Source organism: Pseudomonas sp. P9_31, from assembly GCF_034008235.1.
Lineage (GTDB): Bacteria > Pseudomonadota > Gammaproteobacteria > Pseudomonadales > Pseudomonadaceae > Aquipseudomonas.
Genome location: NZ_CP125375.1, coordinates 2,717,594 through 2,738,230 on the forward strand (window position 1 = coordinate 2,717,594; position 20,637 = coordinate 2,738,230).

The 20,637-nt window shown below is 63.8% G+C and carries 2 protein-coding genes (1 of these 2 running past the window's edge); both read left to right on the top strand.

What is annotated here, in order from left to right:
• Positions 1 to 14,865, top strand: coding sequence for an SDR family NAD(P)-dependent oxidoreductase (locus QMK51_RS12045; protein ID WP_320394172.1), 14,865 nt, complete (start codon positions 1 to 3; stop codon positions 14,863 to 14,865).
• Positions 14,862 to 20,637 carry the 5' portion of an SDR family NAD(P)-dependent oxidoreductase gene (locus QMK51_RS12050; RefSeq protein WP_320394173.1) on the top strand. 6,284 nt of this gene lie beyond the right edge of the window, so the window shows 5,776 of its 12,060 coding nt (coding positions 1-5,776); its start codon is at positions 14,862 to 14,864; its stop codon lies beyond the right edge, outside the window. Before QMK51_RS12045 ends, QMK51_RS12050 begins: the two co-directional genes overlap by 4 nt.

The following is a 20,637-nucleotide window of genomic DNA, read 5'->3' on the forward strand; positions in this document are numbered from 1 at the left end:
ATGCAGACAGCCGCACATCAGACCACCGCCGCCGCCTCCGACGAAATCGATGCCCTGGCGCGCCACCTACTGGCGAGCCAGTTGCAGGCGCTTGGGCTGGCTGGCGCCGAGGACCTGCAACGCCTCGCGATGCAGCACGGCCATGTCACGCCGGATTATCTGCACCTGTGGCTGGCTGAAAGTCTCAACTACGTCGCCGGTATCGAAACCGACGCTGCCGATTCGCTGTGGCAGCAGTGGCACGAGCGCTTGCCGCTCTGGCGCCAGGACCCGGATCTGGCCGCCAGGGCGCAGTTGCTCGACGCCTGCCTCAAAGGGCTGCCGGCGCTGTTGCGCGGTGAGCAGACCGCGACTCGCGTGCTCTTTCCTGATGGCTCGATGACGCTGGTCGAAGGCGTTTACAAGAACAACCGGATTTCCGACTACTTCAATCAGGTGCTGATCGAGGCAGCGCTGGCCTATATCGAAAGCCGTCCAGCGGGCGCCGAACCGCTGCGCATTCTCGAAGTTGGTGCTGGCACAGGCGGCACCACGGCGGGCTTGCTGGCGGCGCTGGCACCCTGGCGGTCGCAGATCGGCGAATACTGCTACACCGATCTGTCGCGTGCGTTCCTGCAACACGGCGTCGATCAATTTGGCCGTGATAACCCGTTTCTGCAAACCCGACTGTTCGATGTGTCGCGCCCGTGCGCCGAGCAGGGCATTGACGCCGACCACTATCATCTGGTGGTGGCGACCAATGTGCTGCACGCCACCCCGGAAATTCGCCAGACATTGCGCAACGCCAAGGCCGTGCTGCGCAAAGGCGGATTGCTGATGCTCAATGATATCAGCGAAGCGTCGCTGTTCACCCACCTGAGTTTCGGTCTGCTCGAAGGCTGGTGGCTGCACCGCGATGGCGCCCTGCGCATTCCCGGTTGCCCCGGACTTTCGCCGGCAGGCTGGCAGGCGGTGCTGGAGCAAGAGGGCTTCAGCCCGGTGTTGTTCCCGGCCCGGCAGGCACATGACCGGGGCCAGCAAATTATCCTGGCCGAGAGCGACGGCATCGTCCGTCAGCCGGTCGCCCGCAACGAACGGCCAGCAGCATCGCCCGTCGATAGTCGCGTGCCTCAAGACAGGTTCACACCGAAGCAGGAAGAGACCGCCCCGGACGGCTGGCGTCGTCGGGTCGCCGACTACCTTCGCAATCTGGTCAGCACCACGTTGAAGATCCCGGCCGAGAAGATGAGCCTGTCGCGGCCACTGGAAGACTATGGCCTGGACTCGATTCTGGTGGTCCGGTTGACCCATGCGTTCAGCGAGCATTTTGCCGCCATCGACAGCGCGTTGTTTTTTGAAGTGCCGACGCTGACGGCGCTGACCGAGCATTTTATCCAGCATCGCGGCGAAGAACTTGAAGCGCTGTTGGGGCAAGCCGAGGCTCAATTGCGCGAGACAACGGCAGACACCACCCGCCAGGAACAAGCCACCGTACCGATCGAGAAGGACCAGGCCAGCCACATCGCCATCATCGGTCTCGACGGCCGTTATCCCGGTGCGCAGTCGATGAGCCACCTGTGGCGCAACCTCGCCGACGGCCATTGCGCCATCGACGAAATCCCCGCCGAGCGCTGGGACTGGCGGCGTTACTTTGCTGCGGAGAAGGGCAAATCCGGGCATCTCTATACGCGCTGGGGCGGCTTTATCGAAGGCATCGATCAATTCGATCCGGCGTTTTTCCGCATCTCGCGCACCGAAGCCGAACGGATGGACCCGCAAGAACGGCTGTTCCTGCAAGTGGCCTATCACAGCATCGAAGACGCGGGCTACAACCCGGCGACCCTGCATCAACAGGGCGAGGTCGGGGTGTTTGTCGGGGTCATGAACGGCAGCTACAACCCCATCAGCAACTACTGGTCGATTGCCAACCGGGTGTCTTATCAGCTGGACCTGCAAGGCCCCAGTTTCGTGGTCGACAGTGCCTGCTCGTCATCGCTGACCGCGATCCACCTGGCGGTCGAGAGCCTGGGCAGTGGCAGCTGCGACGTGGCGATTGCCGGTGGCATCAACCTGATCATCAATCCACAGCACTACCTCAGTCTGTGCGAAATGATGATGCTGTCGCCCGGCGAACACTGCCGCGCCTTTGGCGATGATGCCGACGGCTTTGTCGATGCCGAAGGCGCCGGCGCGGTAGTGCTCAAGCCGCTGCACAAGGCGCTCGCCGACGGCGACCGGATCTACGGAGTGATTCGTGGTGGTGCGATAAACGCCGGGGGCAAGACCAATGGCTACACCGTACCGAGCGCCGGGGCCCAGCAGCGTGTGCTGGAAAAAGCCTTGGCACGGTCAGCCGTCGATGCCAGCCGCATCAGCTACATCGAGGCCCACGGTACCGGCACCGCGCTGGGCGATCCGATCGAGATCAGCGGCCTGAGCCGGGTCTTTGCCCATAGCGACGACGCCCGCTGCGCCATCGGCTCGATCAAAAGCAATATCGGCCACTGTGAAAGTGCAGCCGGTATCGCCGGGTTGAGCAAGGTCCTGCTGCAACTGCAACACCGCCAACTGGTGCCATCGCTGCATGCCGCGCAACCCAACCCGAGCATTGATTTCGAACAGACCCCGTTTCGCCTGCAACAGCAACTGGCGCCCTGGACCGCCAATGGTGCGACACGCATAGCCGCCATTTCCTCGTTTGGCGCAGGCGGTGCCAATGCTTCGCTGATTGTCGAGGAACACCTCGGCGTGACCGACACACGCCCGGCGATGCCCGGCCCCTGGCTGATCCTGTTATCGGCACGTGATCCGCAACGCTTGATGGAATCGGCGTCGCGCTTGCAGGCTTTTCTAAACAAAGAGCTGGACACTGAACAGCCGGAAATGGCCGACCTGGCGTGGACCCTGCAGACCGGGCGCGAAGCGATGGCCGAGCGGTTGGCGCTGCGGGTAGATTCCATTGCCGATGTGCAGCGTTGTCTGGCGTCGTGGCTGGCAGGCGAAGCGCTAGACAACGTGTTCCACGGCCATAGCGATCCTTATGACCCGACGATGGATGAACCGACTTCGCGGCCAATCGATCACTGGCTGCAACACCAACAGTTGACCGAACTGGCGACAGCGTGGGTGCAGGGCGAAGCCATCGACTGGCAGCAGTTCTATCTCGACAAAGCGTATCGACGCCCTGAGCGGATCAGCCTGCCGGGTTATCCCTTCGCCAGAAACAGCTACTGGATGCCGGGGCTGGCACATCCACCAGCTGACGCGGCCCTCGTCGAAACGCTCATTGAGCAGGACCTGACCGATTGCTGCTACCTGCCGCGCTGGCAGGCTCAAACTGCAGACGAGCAAGCCACAGTGCCAGGCGTCGGAGCGGTTGTGCTGGTGACCCTGGGCGAATCCACCTCTGCGACCGGGCTACTATGGGCGGCATTGGCCGAGCATAATCAAGGCAGCCGGAATGTGCTGCGGATCGACGGCGGTATTGGCGCCACCACCGAATTGGCGACAGGCCATTGGCATTGCGGCGACGATGATCCGACAGGCTTCGCGCACATTCTGTCGGCCCTCGGCCCGGTGGCGCAGATCTTGGTGATCGGCGCGCAAACGGCCAACCACATGACGCCATTGGCGCTGGCCGACAGCCTGCAACACCACGAGTTAGCGCTGCTGCGGCTGTTCAAGGCGTTGCAAACGGCAGCGGACGATGCCAGCGCGACCGACTGTTTCCTGTTGTCCTTCGGCCGCTACGCCTTTGCTGGTGCGCCGCAACGGGGCAATCCGCTGGGGGCCGGCATGGCCGGGCTGGGTTACGCCATGGCCCAGAGCGAACACCGGGTGCACCTGCGCACTCTGGACCTCAATCTCGACGAGCTAGACACTCTGCACAGCCGGCAACGGCTGCTCGCACAGATCCTTGCCGAGCCTGCTTCGCCGCGCGGTGAGCTGATCAAACTCAGCCGTGGCGAGCGCTTTATCCAGCAGTTGATCCCGCTGGCGCTGCCGCCGACACACACCAGCACGTCGGCGCTGCAACAGAACGGGGTGTACCTGATCCTCGGCGGCAGCGGCGTGATCGGTCAGGTGATCAGCCGTCAGTTGATCGAGCACTATCAGGCCCGGGTGATCTGGCTCGGGCGCAAACCTGTCGACAGCGAGCAGGTACAGCACAGCCTGAAGGCCGAGCAGTTCCGGGGCAGGGTCGATTATCTTCAGGTCGATGCGACAGATCTGGTGCAATTGCAACAGGCCGTGGCACTGGTCAATCAGCGTTACGGGCGAATCAATGGCGCCGTGTTCTCTGCAATGGTCTTCGACTTCGAGAACAGCATCCAGCACACCACCGAGGCGCAGTTCCAGCAGATTCTCGACATCAAGAGCCGTGGCAGCCTGCATTTTTATCAGGCGCTGGCCGGGCAACCGCTGGATTTCCTCTGCTATTTCTCCTCCGGGCAGGGCTTTGCCTTTTCCGGCGCGGCCAAGCTGTCGGCCTATGCCTGCGGCATCACCTTCGCCGACGCCTTTGCCGAGGCCATCGGGCCGACGGCGGGTTTCCCGGTCGGCGTAATCAACTGGGGCTTCTGGCGCGCTTCGCTGCAAGCGCAGAAGGTCAGCCAGCATCTGGACGCGCTTGATGACGATGAGGGCTTTGCCTGTTTCAGCCGATTTGTCGCGCAGCTGTCCAGCGGTTCGCTGCGTCGCCTGCTGTGCCTCAAGGCCTCGCCGGCGGTGCGTCAGTTGATGGCCGTGCCCGAGGGCCAGCAGTTGCGGCTCGATCCAATGGTGCTGGTGCCAGAAACGGCGCCGGGCGTCGAACTGGAGCCCGCCGAGCGCGAGCGGTTGCAGCAGATCTTTGATCCGCAAACGCTCGATCAATCGATTGCCGTGCTGCTGTTGATCCAGTTGCAGACCCTGGGCATCTTCACCGCGCCCGGCGCCCACAGCGATGAAGTCTGGCGCCAGCAGGCCGGGATCAGCGAGCGCTATCGGCGCTGGTGGCAGGAATGTCTGGCGATTCTGGTTGAACACGGCTACTTGCAGCAGCACGGTGAGGTCTTTGCCGTGGCAACGCCTGTTGCCCGGACGCGACACGCCGCGATTCTGGGCGCCTGGAAAACCCAGCGCGATCACTATTTTCAGGACCGCGAACGCCGGGTTCAAGTGACGCTGATCGACGATTGCCTGCAGCAGTTGCCGCAGATTCTCACAGGCCGGATTCAGGCGACGGACCTGCTGTTTCCCGACGGTTCGATGGACAAGGTCGAGGGCATCTACCAGCACAATACCCTGTCGGACTTCTTCAACGAGCAATTGGCATCGCAGGTGATCGCACACGTGCGGCGGCAGGTTCTGGCCGAACCGGGGCGCCCGGTGCGCATCCTGGAAATCGGCGCCGGCACCGGCGGCACCACCGCCGCGCTGCTGGCTGCGCTGGAACCGCTGGCGGGGCAGATCGGCGAATACTGCTACAGCGATCTGTCCCGGGCATTTCTGCAGCACGGGGAAGCCCGCTTCGCCGCAGGCCGACCTTACTTCACCACGCAAATTCTCGACATCAGCCAGCCCGCGGAGAGCCTTCAGCCGTATGACATTGTCGTCGCCACCAACGTGCTGCACGCCACCGCCAACATGCGCCGCACCCTGGTCCATGTGCGGTCGCTGTTGCGCAGCGGCGGCCTGCTGGCGCTGAACGAACTCAACCGCAAGACCACCGCCGCGACCGTCACCTTCGGCCTGCTCGATGGCTGGTGGTTGTATGAGGACCCGGCGCTGCGAATCCCCGGCTCGCCGTTGATCGCCGAGCAGACCTGGCTTGAGCTGTTGTGGAGCAGCGGCTTTGAACAGGTCGATCTGCACATCCCGGCGCAAATCGCCCTGGGTCAACAGATCATCACCGCCCATGGCGATGCACTGACCCTGCAAGTCTTTGAGCCGCAACGGCCCGCCACGTCCGCACAAAACAAGGAGTTTACGTTGAACCAGCATCCTGCCAGCGGGCCTGGAGCGTCCGTGGACGTTGCAGACAGACTGCAACAAGTGATCATCGAGGCCCTGGGCAAAACCCTCAAGGCCGACGGCCAGAGCATCGCGCTGCGCACGCCGTTTTCCGATTACGGCGTGGACTCGATTCTCGGGGTGGGTTTCGTCAAACAACTGGGCAACCAGTTGGGGATCAAGCTCAACAGCGCGATCCTGTTCGAACAGGCCACGGTGAGCAAACTGCACAGTTACCTGCAAGAATCTTATGGCCCGCAGATCGAGCGGGCGCTGGCCGAGCCATTGGCGGCAACCGCCGCGCACGGGCCGCAGACAGCTGCGGCACTGATCAACCCGGTCATGGCGGCTGCGCTGGCGGGTGAAGAAGAATCCCCGAGCACACGTTCGCAGACCCGCAACACCGGGCGAATTGCCGTGATCGGCATGGCCGGGCAGTTCCCCGGCGCCGATAACGTTGATGAGCTGTGGGACAACCTGCTGGCCGGTCGCAACGGCGTGCAGGCGCTGGGACCGGACTATCTGCAATCCCGTGCCTACAGCGCAGACAAGCAACCCGGCAAAAGCTATTGCAATCGCGCCGGCATCCTCAAGGACCGCGACTGCTTCGATCCGCTGTTTTTCAACCTCACCCCCCACGAAGCGGAGTCGATGACCCCGCATCAGCGGCTGGTGCTGCAAGAAAGCTGGAAGGCTCTGGAAGATGCCGGGTGTAACCCGATGACCCTCGCCGGCGAGGCGGTCAGCATCTATGTCGGCGCCGAGCCGGGGGGCTATCACCACGACTCCTTTACCGGCAGCTCCGAGGCCATCGTCGCCTCTCGCCTGTCGTACTTCCTCGACCTCAAAGGCCCGGCGATGGTGGTCAACACCGGTTGCTCGTCTTCCGCGGTGGCGATCCACCAGGCCTGTGAAAGCCTGCGCCACGGTGAAAGCCGCCTGGCACTGGCGGGCGGTGTGTATGCGCTGCTGGATCAACGCGGGCTGATCAGCCTGTCGGCCATCGACATGCTCAGCCCCAGCGGCCAATGCCATGCGTTCGATGCGGCAGCCGACGGCACGGTGATTTCCGAAGGCGTGGGCATGGTCGTGCTCAAACGCCTGGAAGACGCCGAGGCCGCTGGCGACCCGATCTACGCCGTGATCGAGGCCTCGGGGGTGAATCAGGACGGCGCCAGCAACGGCATTACCGCGCCCAACGGTGATGCTCAGGAGCAATTGCTGCGCGACACCTGGCACAAATTCGGTGTCGATCCTGCGCAGATCAGCTACGTCGAAGCCCATGGCACCGGCACCCGGCTGGGTGACCCGGTCGAGGCCAACGCATTGATCCGTGCGTTCCGCGCGTTCACCGATGCCCAGGGCTATTGCGTGCTGGGCAGCGCCAAGGCCAACCTCGGTCACGCGGCGGCGGGGGCCGGGGTCATCGGTCTGATCAAAGTCCTGCTGTCGATCCGCCAACGCACCTTGCCGGTCATGCCGGGCTTTGCACAGGTCAACCCGCTGATCGAACTTGAACACTCGCCGTTCTACATCAACCGTCAGGCGCAAGCCTGGCAGGCCAGTGGCGGCGAACGTCTGATCGCGGCACTCAACTCCTTTGGCCATAGCGGCACCAATGCGCATCTGGTGATTGGTGAATACCCAACGGCCCACAGCACAGACCAAGACGCAACGCCACCGGCAGTGAGCCGGGTTATTCCTTTGTCCGGCAAAACCGCCGCCAGCCTGCGCGACAACGCCCGGGCGCTGGCGCACTGGCTGGACAAGACCGACGCGCCGCTGAGCCACATTGCCTTTACCTTGCAGACCGCCCGGGAGCCGATGCGGGAGAGGGCGGCGCTGGTGGTCAGTGATCTCGCGCAACTGCGCATTCAACTGGCCCTGCTGGCCAATGGCGACGCACTGCCTGTGGCGGCGGACGACAACGGCCGGCTGGCCAGTGAGTGGGTCGCCGGCAGCGACATCGACTGGGCGGCGCTGTGGCCGACCGGCTCGGCCAAGCGCATTCACCTGCCGCCTTACCAGTTTGCCAAAGAGCGCTACTGGGTCGATCAGACGCCGCAGCCCATCGTCGAGCAGGACACGCCCGAAGACGCAGTGGATGAACCCGCCAACGGCCTGTTTCTGGCACGTCCCGTGTGGCAGGAGCCGCTGGGGGCAAGCGCTGATGCACACGATGACATCGGCCAGCGCCTGCTGTTGTGGGTTGGTTTCAGCAGTGCGCACGTGGCACAGTTGCAAAGCCTGAGCAACGCTGCTGGCGCAGGCGTGCGCGGTGAAATTCTGCCCTGCACCAGGACCGCACCGGCAGCGCGTTATCAGGAACTGGCGATTGCGCTGTTGCTGCGGTTGCAGACGCTCAAGGGCCGGGTTCACGTTGAACTGATGATCGCCGAACAGGCACCGGAGCACTTGCTGTACGCCGGTCTCGACGGCTTGCTGAAAACCGCGTGCCTGGAACAACCGGCACTGAGTGCCCGCTGCCTGATGATCGAGGTCGAGCCCGACCAGCCATTGTCGGCGACTCAGCTCGCACAGCTGACCACCACACTCGGCGAAAACCGCCGGCGCGCCAGCTCGGTGTTGCAACGCAGCGGCCAACAAGGCGAGTGCCAGGAACTGCAATGGCAGGAACTGGCGGACGATGTCGCCGCCCGCCGTGAGCACGACCGCATCATCTGGAAAGATCACGGCGTCTACCTGATTACCGGTGGCGCCGGTGGCCTGGGGCTGATCTTTGCCGACGCGATTGCCGAGCAATGCAGCGACGCCACCTTGATCCTGATTGGCCGCTCGGCCCTCGATGCGCGTCAGCAGGCGCGGTTGCAGGCCATTCGTGATGCCGGCGCGGTGGTCATTTATCAGCAGGTCGACCTGACCGACGCCGAAGCGCTGGAGCAGTTGATCGACGACATCTGCACCAACCACGGCGGCCTCAGCGGTGTGCTGCATGGCGCCGGGATCAACCGCGATCGGTTGCTCGCGCATAAAACCGCGCAAGACATGATCGAGGTGTTTGCCGCCAAAGTGATCGGCACCGAACTGCTGGACCGTGCGTGCCGTCGGCTGTACCTGGATTTTTTTGTGCTGTTTTCATCCTGTTCGGCGGTGTTGGGTAGCATCGGTCAGTCGGATTACGCCGCCGCCAACGGCTTCGTCGATCACTTTGCCGGGCTACGCAACAAGCGCGTCGAACAGGGCTTGCGCTTCGGCCACACGCTGTCGATCAATTATCCGCTGTGGCGCGATGGCGGCATGCAGGTCAGCGCCGCCGACCGTGCGCACATCCGCCACAAGACCGGTATGGCGCCGATGCAGTCGGTGCATGGCATCCAGGCGTTGCAACTGGGGTTGAACGCCGGCCTGGAACGGCTGCTGGTGATCGAGGGCGATCTGGCGCAGATTCGTGCGCACTTTGGCGCCACCGAAGAAACCGACACTGAGCCAGCACTGATGTCGGCCCCGGTCGCGGTCGAGCGCACGCGGCTCACTGCCGCGATTCTCGAACGACTCAAGGCGGTGTTCTGTGCCGTTACCAAACTGCCGCCCGACCGGGTTGAAAGCGCTGCGCCGCTTGAGCAGTACGGTATCGACTCGATCATGATCACCCGGCTCAACAAGGCGCTGGAGGACGTGTTTTCGGCGATGACCCAGCTGCGTCCGGCAGAACGCCTGTTGTCGAAAACGCTGTTTTTCGAATACCACAGCCTGGACGCGCTGACCGGTTATCTGGTGGCCGAACATCACCGCGCCTGCCTGTTGTGGAGCGGTCTGGCCGACGTTCCCGTGCCAATTGCACCGATTGTCACTCAGACCACCCAGGCACCTGCGGCGATGTCAGCCGCCGAACCCATCGCGATCATCGGTATCAGTGGTCGTTATCCGCAGGCCGCCAATCTCGACGAATACTGGCGCAACCTCAAGGAAGGTCGCGACAGCATCACCGAGATTCCGCCGCAACGCTGGTCACTTGAGGGCTTTTACGTCGACTCGGTGTCCGAGGCGCTGAAGCAGGCTCGCAGTTACAGCAAGTGGGGTGGCTTCATCGACGGCTTTGCCGATTTCGATCCGCTGTTCTTCAATATCTCGCCGCGTGAGGCGGTCAACATGGACCCGCAGGAACGGCTGTTCCTGCAATCGTGCTGGCAGTCGCTGGAAGACGCGGGGATCACCAAGGCCGATCTGGCCGAGCAGTATCAGGGCAACGTCGGGGTCTTTGCCGGCATCACCAAGACCGGCTACAGCCTCTACGGGCCGGCGTTGCGGGAGCAGGGGCACATGGTCTTTCCGCGCACCTCGTTCGGCTCGACCGCCAACCGCGTCTCTTATGTGCTGGACCTCAACGGGCCGAGCGAACCGGTGGACACCATGTGTTCCTCGTCGCTGAGCGCGCTGCACCGAGCCTGCGAAAGCCTGCGTCGCGGCGAGTGCCGGATGGCCTTTGCCGGCGGGGTCAATCTGTACCTGCATCCCTCCAACTACGTTGAATTGAGCGCCGGGCAGATGCTCTCCAAGGACGGTCGCTGCCGCAGTTTCGGCGAAGGCGGCAACGGCTTTGTACCGGGCGAGGGCGTCGGTTCAGTGCTGCTCAAACCGTTATCCCGGGCGCTGGCGGACCGCGACAACATCCACGCGCTGATCCGCGCCGTGGCGGTCAATCACGGCGGCAAGACTAACGGCTACACCGTGCCCAATCCCCAGGCCCAGGCTAAGGTGATTCGCCTGGCCATCGATCAGGCCGGGCTCGATGCCAGCCATATCAGCTACATCGAGGCCCACGGCACCGGCACTGAGTTGGGCGACCCCATCGAAGTGAGCGGCCTGAGCCAGGCCTTTGCGCTTGATGGCGTCGAGATTGGCCACTGCGCACTGGGTTCGGTCAAAGCCAATATCGGGCACCTGGAAGGCGCCGCCGGTATCGCCGGCGTCAGCAAGGTCATTCTCCAGCTCAAACACAAACAGCTGGTGCCAAGCCTGCATGCCACCACCCTCAATCCCAACCTGACGCTGGACGCGACACCGTTCTACCTGCAACAGACGCTGGGCGATTGGTGCCCGGCAGGCGATGGGCCGCGTATCGCCGGGGTCTCATCCTTTGGTGCTGGCGGTGCCAATGCCCATGTGCTGTTGCAAGAACACGACGAGTACCGTGAACTGCCAACCGTCAATGGCGCCGAAGTGATTCTGCTGTCGGCCCGGGACGGCGAACGCCTGCGCGACTATGCGCAGGCGCTGCTGGCCTACGTGGTTGCCCGGCCATCGCTGTCGGGCGCCGACCTGGCGAACCTGGCGTACACCCTGCAAACCGGTCGGGAAATGATGGCGGCGCGGCTGGGGCTGGTGGTTGATTCGCCCGCCGCGCTGGCGACGCAATTGCGCAGGTTTATCGAGCGTGGCGCCGAGCCGGACGCAGGCCTTTACGCCGGCGACATCCAGCGTAAACAGCTCGCCGCCCAGGCCGATGCCGAGCGGGTGCCGGTGATCCGCCGTTGGGCCGAGAGCGGCAAGTTGCATAAGCTGCTGGAGTTGTGGGTCAACGGCGAAGTCATCGACTGGACGCTGCTGCACGCCTTGCGTGCCGGGCCGCTGCCGTACCGGATCAGCGTGCCGGTCTATCCGTTTGCCCGCGAGACGTTCTGGTTACCGGGTATTGAGCCTGTGGCGGCGCTTGCCCTTAAGGCCGAGATTACGGCGTCCACCTCCAGCGACCACCTGAGCTATCTGGCACGCTGGCAGGCCGACGGGCAGGGCGGCGAACCCATGACCGCCGAGCACCGTTGCGTGCTGATTGTCGGCGATGCGTCGATCCGGCCAGTGGCAGAGGCGATCACCGCGCACTACCTGCTCAGCGCCGGTTTTGCCACGGGTGCCGGCCGGGTGATCCGTCTGCAGCCCGGCACGCAAACGGTCTGTCTGGCGCCGGATCACTGGTCGCTGGACGTCGCCGATCCGCAAGCGCTGGAACACTGCCTGAGCGCTTGTCCTGCCATCGATTGCCTGTATTTCTTCGGCGGCAACGCCCAGGCCACTGACTGGCAAGCGCAGCTCGACAGCCCGAAAACCAATGAAATCCTGCTGCTGCGGTTGATCAAATGGCTCAAACAGCACAGCCCTTGCCAGGCGATCGACAGCTACATCATCAGCCAGGACAACTTCGACATCAGCGGCGAGCCAGTCAGCGCCGTGGGTGGCGGCCTGACGGGCATGGCCTACGCGATTGCCCAGGGTGAGCACCGCTTCCGGGTACGCAACCTGGATGTCGACAGCCGTGAGCTGGCCGACCACCGGCGCCGGCCAGGCTTGCTGCGCCAGGTGCAGGGCGAGGGCGGCCTGGCGCGGGGCGAGGTACTGTGCCTGCGCGACGGCGTGCGTTATCGCCAGCGTATTTTCAACCTGAGCTGGCAACCCCAGGTGCCGTTGGCCGACGGCCGTTTTGTCACCCCGGCGCTCAAGCGGGGCGGTGTCTATGTGATTCTTGGCGGCAGCGGCACGGTGGGCTCGATCATCAGCCGCTACCTGCTGGCCGATTATCAGGCCCGGGTCATCTGGCTGGGACGCAGCGGCGCCGCCGATCCCAAGGTGCAACAACGGCTCGCGAACTGCCTGCAACGCGTTGACCGCACGGTCGATCCGGCGCAGTTGCACTACCTGCAAGCCGATGCCAACGACGCTGCATCGCTGCAACGGGCCATGGCGCAGATCAAACAGCGTCATGGCGCGATCAACGGGGCGATTTTCTCCGCCGTGGTGTTCAACCATGAAGATCCGATCACGCGCATCCCCGAACCGCAGTTCGACGAAATCCTGCAAGTGAAAAGCCGTGGCGGTATCGAGTTCTACCGGGCGCTGGCTGATGAGCCGCTGGATTTCATGTGCTACTTCTCGTCCGGGCAAAGCTTTGCCTTCTCCGGCGCGGCGCGGTTGGGGGCCTATGCCGCCGGCATCACCTTCGGCGACACGCTGGTGCGCAGCCTGCGTCGGCACGCGGCGTTCCCGGTGGGTGCGATCAATTGGGGGTTCTGGCTGTCATCGCTGACCGAACAACAGGCGGCGGACCCGTTGGCGCAACCAATGAGCCGCCACGCCGGGGCCCTGGAGGACCGCGAGGGCTTTGGATGCTTTGCCCGCTTTGTCGAAGCCCTGAGTCACGGCCAGCTCGATCAGGTGCTGTGCATGGCCGCTTCGGCGCCGGTCCAGCAGTTGATGCAACTGCAACCGCAGCCCATCATCCTTGGCCAGACCGGCATTCAGTCGCCCGACGATGGCTTTGAGCGCTACCGCATCGCTGCCGCGCCGTTGCTTGCGGCCCATGATCCACTGCCGTTTGGCCAGGCCATGGCCGGGATGACGCTGGTGCAACTGCGTCGCATGGGCCTGTTCACCCAACCGGGGCAGTTTCAGGACAGCGAAGCCCTGCGCCGTCAGGCCGGCATCGGCGAGCACTATGACCGCTGGTGGGCGACCAGCCTCGAACTGCTGCAACAGCAGGGGCTGGTGCAGCGCCGGGGCACCCAGGTCGCGGTCACGGAGCAAGTGGATTCTCAGCCACTGGAGCAACGCTGGTGCCTGCTCAGGGAGGAGTTGATCGCCGTGCCGCAACGCAAGGCCCAGGTGCAGTTGGTTGACGCCTGCCTGCAACAGCTGCCGGCGATACTTGGCGGACGAACCCAGGCCACCGATGTCATGTTCCCCAACGGCTCGATGGACAAGGTCGAGGGCGTCTATCGCCACAACGCCTTGTCCGACTACTTCAATCAGGTGGTCGCAGGCGTGGTGCAACAGCACATCGAAGCGCTGTTGATCCGCGAGCCGCAGCGGCAAATCCGCATTCTGGAAATCGGTGCCGGCACCGGCGGCACCAGCTCCATCGTGCTGCCGGCGCTGCAAGCGTGGCGCGGGCAGATCGCCGAGTATTGCTACACCGACATCTCCAAGGCGTTTTTGATGTACGCCAGGAAAACCTATGGCGAGGCCAATCCGTTCCTCACCTATCAGGTATGGAATGTCGAGCAACCGCCGCAAGCCCAGGGTCTGGAGCTGGGCAGTTATGACATCGTGATCGCCGCCAACGTGCTGCACGCCACCGGCAGCATTCGCCGCACGCTGACGCATGCCGGTGCGTTGCTGCGCCGTGACGCGATGGTGGTGATGAATGAAATCAGCGACCGCTCGCTGTTCGCCCACCTGACCTTCGGTCTGCTCAAGGGCTGGTGGCTGTACGAAGACCCCGAGCTGCGCATCCCCGGCACACCGGCTCTGTATCCGCAAAGCTGGGCCAGCGTGCTGGGCGAAACCGGCTTCCACAGCGTCACCTTCCCGGCGCAATGCGCCCATGGCCTTGGCCAGCAGATTATCGTCGCGCACAGCGATGGTATGGAGCGCGTGGCGGTGCTGGATCAAATCGAAAAACCACTCGGCAGCCCCGCACCAACCCTGCAAACGGTGCCTGCGGCAACCGGCAGCGGCCGCGAGGTGCTGACCGCGTTGGTGCTGGACGGCCTGGCCAAGACGTTGCAACTGGAGCCCGGTCGCATTCAGGCGGATCAGCCATTTGCCGACTACGGCATCGACTCGATCCTTGGCGTGAGTTTTGTCAGCCACATCGGCGAGGCCCTGGGCACGGAGCTAAACACCGCGTTGCTGTTCGACTATTCGTCGCTGCAAAGCCTGGTGGACTACCTGCTCGGCCAATACCCGGCCCAATGCGCCCGGCTGGGCGGCGGGGCAGCACAGCCTGTTGTGCCTGAGCCACCGGCATCTGACCAGCGACTTGAGGCGGCATTTTTGTGCGGCGAACTGGCAATCGATGAATTGCTGAAAATCATCAACGACAACGCCACGGCAAACCACGGCACGGCGCAGGCCACGGCGGGGAAAGGACAATCATGAGCAGCCAAGCATTTCAATCCATCATCGCCCGGCTTCAACAGCGCCAGATCACCGCTGACGAAGCCCGGCAGCTGCTGCAACAACTCAAGGCCGGCGCGCAGGCCACAACAGAAACACCGTCAGCCACTCGCCCGAAGGTGCATGACGAGATTGCCGTGATCGGCATGTCGGGGCAGTTTCCCGCCGCCGACAACGTCGAGCGCTTCTGGCACAACCTCAGCACCGGTTCCGACGGTGTGGTTGAACTGGGCGAGCGTTATCTGGACGCTGAGCGCAGCTATTCGGCCGAGCGTCAGCCCGGCAAGACGTATTGCAAATGGGGCGGTGTCCTTGAGCAGCGCGATGATTTCGATCCGTTGTTTTTCAATATTTCGCCCCGCGATGCAGAGTCGATGAACCCGCATCAACGGCTGATCCTCCAGGAAAGCTGGAAGGCGCTGGAAGATGCCGGCTACAACCCGAAAAGTTTTCGCGACCAGTCGGTGGGCATCTTTGTCGGGGCCGAACCGACCGGCTATTTCCACGAAACCTTTATCGGCGCCTCCGACGCGATCATTGCTTCGCGCTTGTCCTACTTCCTCGATTTCAAAGGCCCGGCGCTGGTGGTGAACACCGGTTGCTCATCCTCGGCCACGGCCATTCACCTGGCCTGCGAAAGCCTGCGCAATGGCGAGGCGGACCTGGCGCTGGCCGGCGGTGTGTTCGCCACCCTCGGCGAGCCCGGCCTGATCAGCCTGGCGCAAATGGACATGCTCTCGCCAACCGGGCACTGCCATACCTTCGATCAGCGCAGCGACGGCATTGTGCTGTCCGAGGCGGTCGGCATGCTGGCCCTCAAACGCCTGTCCCAGGCGCTGGCCGACGGCGACCCGATCTACGGGGTGATCTGTGCCTCGGGCATGAACCAGGACGGCGCCAGCAACGGCATTACCGCCCCCAGCGGCCAGGCCCAGGAACGGCTGATCAGCGAGTTGTATTCGCGTTTTGGCATCGATCCGCGGCAGATCAGCTACGTCGAGGCCCACGGCACCGGCACACCGCTGGGCGATCCGGTCGAGGTCAACGCGCTGGCCCGGGCTTTCCGCCAGTTTACCGACAACACGGGTTATTGCGCGCTGGGCAGCGCCAAGGCGCACATCGGCCACACCTCGGCGGCGGCCGGCGTGGTCAGCCTGATCAAGATCCTGCTGTCGATGAAGCACCGCCAGTTGCCAGGGCTGTTGAATTTCGAACTGCTCAACCCACGGATCGAACTGGCGGGCTCGGCGTTTCATATCCATGCCGAACCTCGGGAATGGCTCGGCAGCGGCCCGAAAATGGCGGCGCTCAACTCCTTTGGCCACAGCGGCACCAATGTGCACATGGTCATCCGCGAGGCGCCCGAAGTCGCCGCCGCCCCAGTCACCGATGAGGCGCGGCCCTGCCTGCTGCCACTGTCGGCACGTACCGCCGACAGCCTCAAACGCTATGCCCGCCGCGTGCGTCAGGCACTGCTGGACCCGGCACTGCGCCTGCCGGACCTCGCTTACACCCTGCAAACAGGGCGGCTGGCGCAGGCGCATCGGTTGATCTTCCTGTGTTCCGACAAGGACCAGTTGCGCCAACAATTGAATGACTGGCTGGACGGGCGTTCGCCCCGACATTGCTGGTCCGGGCAGATCGACACGGCTGAACGTGCGGACATCGAGGTGCCTGCCATCGCCGACGCCGAGAGCCTGCAACCGCTGGCCGAGGCCTGGGCCATGGGCGGCAAACTCGACTGGGCGCAATTCAATCACCAGCACCGTGGCGATGCCCGCCGTGTGCACGCGCCGGTCTATCCGTTTGCCCGGCAGAACTTCTGGATAGCGCCCGCGCGACGTGGCGCGGCGGGAGGCGAAGCTCAGGTCGGCGCAGGCATTACAGAACGCAATCTGCATCCGTTCCTGGCGCGAAACACCTCCGATCTACAGCGTCAGCGCTTCAGCAGCGTGTTTGATGGCGAGGCGTTTTTCCTCAAGCAGCATGTGGTCGGCGGGCAACGGATTTTTCCCGGTGTCGCGCATCTGGAAATGGCCCGGGCGGCGGTGGTGATGGCCACGGCGGGGCGGCAGCCATCGTTCAGTCAGGTGGTGTGGCTGCGGCCATTGATCATTGGCGCCCAGCCTCGGCAGGTCGATATCGAGCTGACACTGGAAGACGATGAGCAGATCCGCTTCGAGATCTCCAGCCGCGAGCTTGATTTGTTGACCGGGCAAGCCAAGGGTGAACCGCTGCTTCACAGTCAGGGGCTGGCCGGATTTGCTGAAACATCGGCGCCGCAACAGGTGGATCTGGCGGCGCTCAAGGCACGGATGACCGGCGGCCAGTTAAGCGCCAAGCAGTGTTACGACGCCTATCAGGCGATGACGTTCGAGCACGGCCCGGCCTATCAGGGCCTGCAAGCGGTGGACCTCGGGCGGGGCGAGGTGTTGGCGCAACTGTTGCTGCCCGCCTGCCAGCGCGACAGCCTGGAGGACTATGTGCTGCACCCGTCGCTGATGGATTCGGCGCTACAGGCGGCCATCGCCCTGAGTCTCGGTGCCGAGGTGGTGCTGAGTGAAGACGAGCGGCAGCACCTGCCGCCGTTGACGCGCCCGACACTGCCGTTTGCCCTTGAAAGCTTGCAGATTCTGGATCGTTGCAGCGAATCGATGTGGGCCCGGGTGAGCTACGCCGAACGCCGCGACGATCAGCAGGCCGACAGCGGTTTGCAGCGCTTGAACATCGAGCTGTTCGATCAGCAGGGCAAGCTTTGTGTGTTGATGCAGGGTTTCACTTCGCGCGTGCTGGGAAACCCGACCGAACCGGCAACCAGCGACCAGCCGCTGATGGAAACCCTGCTGTTCCAGCCACAGTGGATTGATGAGGTGCCGCCATTGGCTCAAGCGCCGAACTTCAGCCAGCGCCTGATCCTGCTGAGTGGCTTTGATTCAACGATCACCGCCGAGGTGCAACAACTGGCCGCTGGCTGCTGCACGGTGCTGGACGTTCCCGAGCAGGATTGCGCCGTTGATTATCAGCAGACGGCACTCGCGCTGTTGCAGCAAATCCGGTTGCTGCTCGGTGCGGGCGGCGGACGGCGGTTACTGCAGCTCGCCGTGCATAACCCGAATAACGACCGGATGATCGGCGGCCTCGCGGCGATGCTGCGCAGTTTGCAGCTGGAAGTGCCGGACGTGACCGGCCAGGTGATTGAGCTGGACGAACAGCAATCACTGGTGCAACGGCTAGCGGACAACGCCGCTGCCGGCGATGTCGGGATTCGCTACCAGGCGGGTCGTCGCCAAGTGCAACACTGGCGTCCTTGCCCGGCGGTCGATCTGGCGATTGACGCTCCGTGGAAGGACCGTGGTGTGTACCTGATTACCGGTGGCCTCGGCGGCCTCGGCCGGCTGTTCGCCCAGGCCATCGCCGCCAGTGTCAGCGATGCCACCTTGATTCTCACTGGCCGTTCAGCGCTGGCCCCGCACCTGCTGGCCGGAATTGACCCGGGCCGCAACCAGATCGAATACCGCCAGCTGGATGTCAGCGACGCCGAGGCGGTGCAGCGCCTGATCGACGGGATTGTCGCCGGGCATCATGGCCTCAACGGCGTGCTGCACAGCGCCGGGGTGATCCGCGACAGCCTGCTGATCAACAAACAGGATGACGCACTGAAACAGGTGATGGCGGCCAAGGTGGCCGGCACCCGCAACCTGGACCTGGCCACCGCCGGATTGGCGCTGGATTTCTGGATCTGTTTTTCCTCCGGCACCGGCGTCGTCGGCAATGCCGGTCAGGCCGACTACGCGGCAGCCAACGCTTTTGTCGACCGCTACGCCGTGTATCGCAACCAATTGACCGCCCAAGGTCTGCGCCGTGGTCAGAGCCTGGCGATCAACTGGCCGCTGTGGAAAGAGGGCGGTATGCAGGTCGATGAAGCGACCGCGCAGCAGATGGCGCACAGCACCGGCATGGTCGCCATGCCGAGCAACGCCGGGACTCACGCCCTGCGCCAATGCGTGGCGCTGGCGCTGCCGCAGGTGCTGGTGATGCACGGTCGGCGCGAGCCGATTACCGCGTTGGTCAGCGGCGCCACTCAGGTCTCAATACCGCAGCCCGTTTCGCAGGTTGCCCCCAACAGCGACGCACCATTGACCGAAGCACTGCACCGGGCATTGATCGAGCTGGTGTCCACGCAGATGAAAATCCCCGCTGGCGAAATCCGGCTCGATGTGGAGTTCAGTCAGTACGGCTTCGACTCGATCAGCCTGACCACGCTGGCCAACACACTGAAACAGCAATGGCGACTCAATCTGGCGCCGACGATTTTTTTCGAACACGCCACGGTCGGCCGTTTCGCCGCGTACCTGGAACGCGAGCACCGCAGCGCGCTGGCCGCCAGACTCGCGCCGCAAACAATGCCGCCGGTAGTGCAACCCCGGCAAACACAGCCGCAGGCAGCAGCCTCGCGCCCGCTGCCAACCGCCAGCGTTGCCCTGACTAAACCGCCTGCAACCGAAGCCGATGATGACATCGCGGTGATCGGCGTCAGTGGACGTTTCCCGATGGCTGATGACGTCGAGCAGTTTTTCCATAATCTCAACGACGGACGCGACTGCATCAGCGAGATTCCCGCCAACCGCTGGGACTGGCGCCAGTACTACGGCGATCCGCACCGCGAGGTCGACAAGACCAACGTCAAGTGGGGCGGCTTTATTCACGGCGTCGATCACTTTGATCCGCTGTTCTTCGCCATCTCGCCACGCGAAGCACAATTGATGGACCCGCAGCAGCGCCTGCTGATGACGTACGTGTGGCTGGCCATCGAAGACGCCGGCTACGCCACCGCTGATCTGGCGGGCAGCGACACCGGAATTTTCGTCGGCACCGGGGTGACCGGCTACAGCAGCCTGATCGCCAAGGCCGGCGTACCGGTCGAAGGCTATAGCGCCACGGCGATGGTGCCCTCGGTCGGCCCCAACCGCATGAGTTTCCTGCTGGATTTCCACGGCCCCAGCGAACCGGTGGAAACCGCCTGCTCGTCGTCGCTGGTGGCGATCCACCGCGCGGTCCAGGCGATGCGCAGCGGTGATTGCCGGATGGCGGTGGTTGGCGGCGTCAACACATTGATCGCGCCCGAGGCGCAGATCAGCTTCAGCAAGGCTGGCATGCTGGCGCTGGACGGGCGCAGCAAGACCTTCTCGGCCCAGGCCAACGGCTATGCCCGTGGCGAAGGCGTCGGGATGATCGTGCTGAAAAAACGCGCCCAGGCCGAAGCCGATGGCGACCACATTTATGCGCTGATCCGCAGCACCGCGGAAAACCACGGTGGCAAAGCCAACTCGCTGACCGCACCCAACCCCCGGGCCCAGGCCGAGCTGCTGAAGTCGGCTTGGCGCAAGGCCGGGGTCGATCCGCGCAGTGTCGGCTACATCGAGGCCCATGGCACCGGTACGGAGCTGGGCGACCCGATTGAAATCAACGGCCTGAAAATGGCCTTCCGCGAACTGGCTGAAGAGCTGAGCAGCGAGGCGCCGGGGCAGGGTTATTGCGGCGTTGGTTCGGTGAAGTCGAACATCGGCCACCTGGAACTGGCGGCCGGGATTGCCGGAGTGATCAAGGTCCTGCTGCAACTCAAGCACAAGACCCTGTTCAAGAGCCTGCACTGCGAACAGCTCAACCCTTATATTGAGCTCGATGACAGCCCGTTTTATGTGGTCCAGCAAAGCCGTCCCTGGGCTGTCCTCAAAGACCGCCACGGCCATGAAT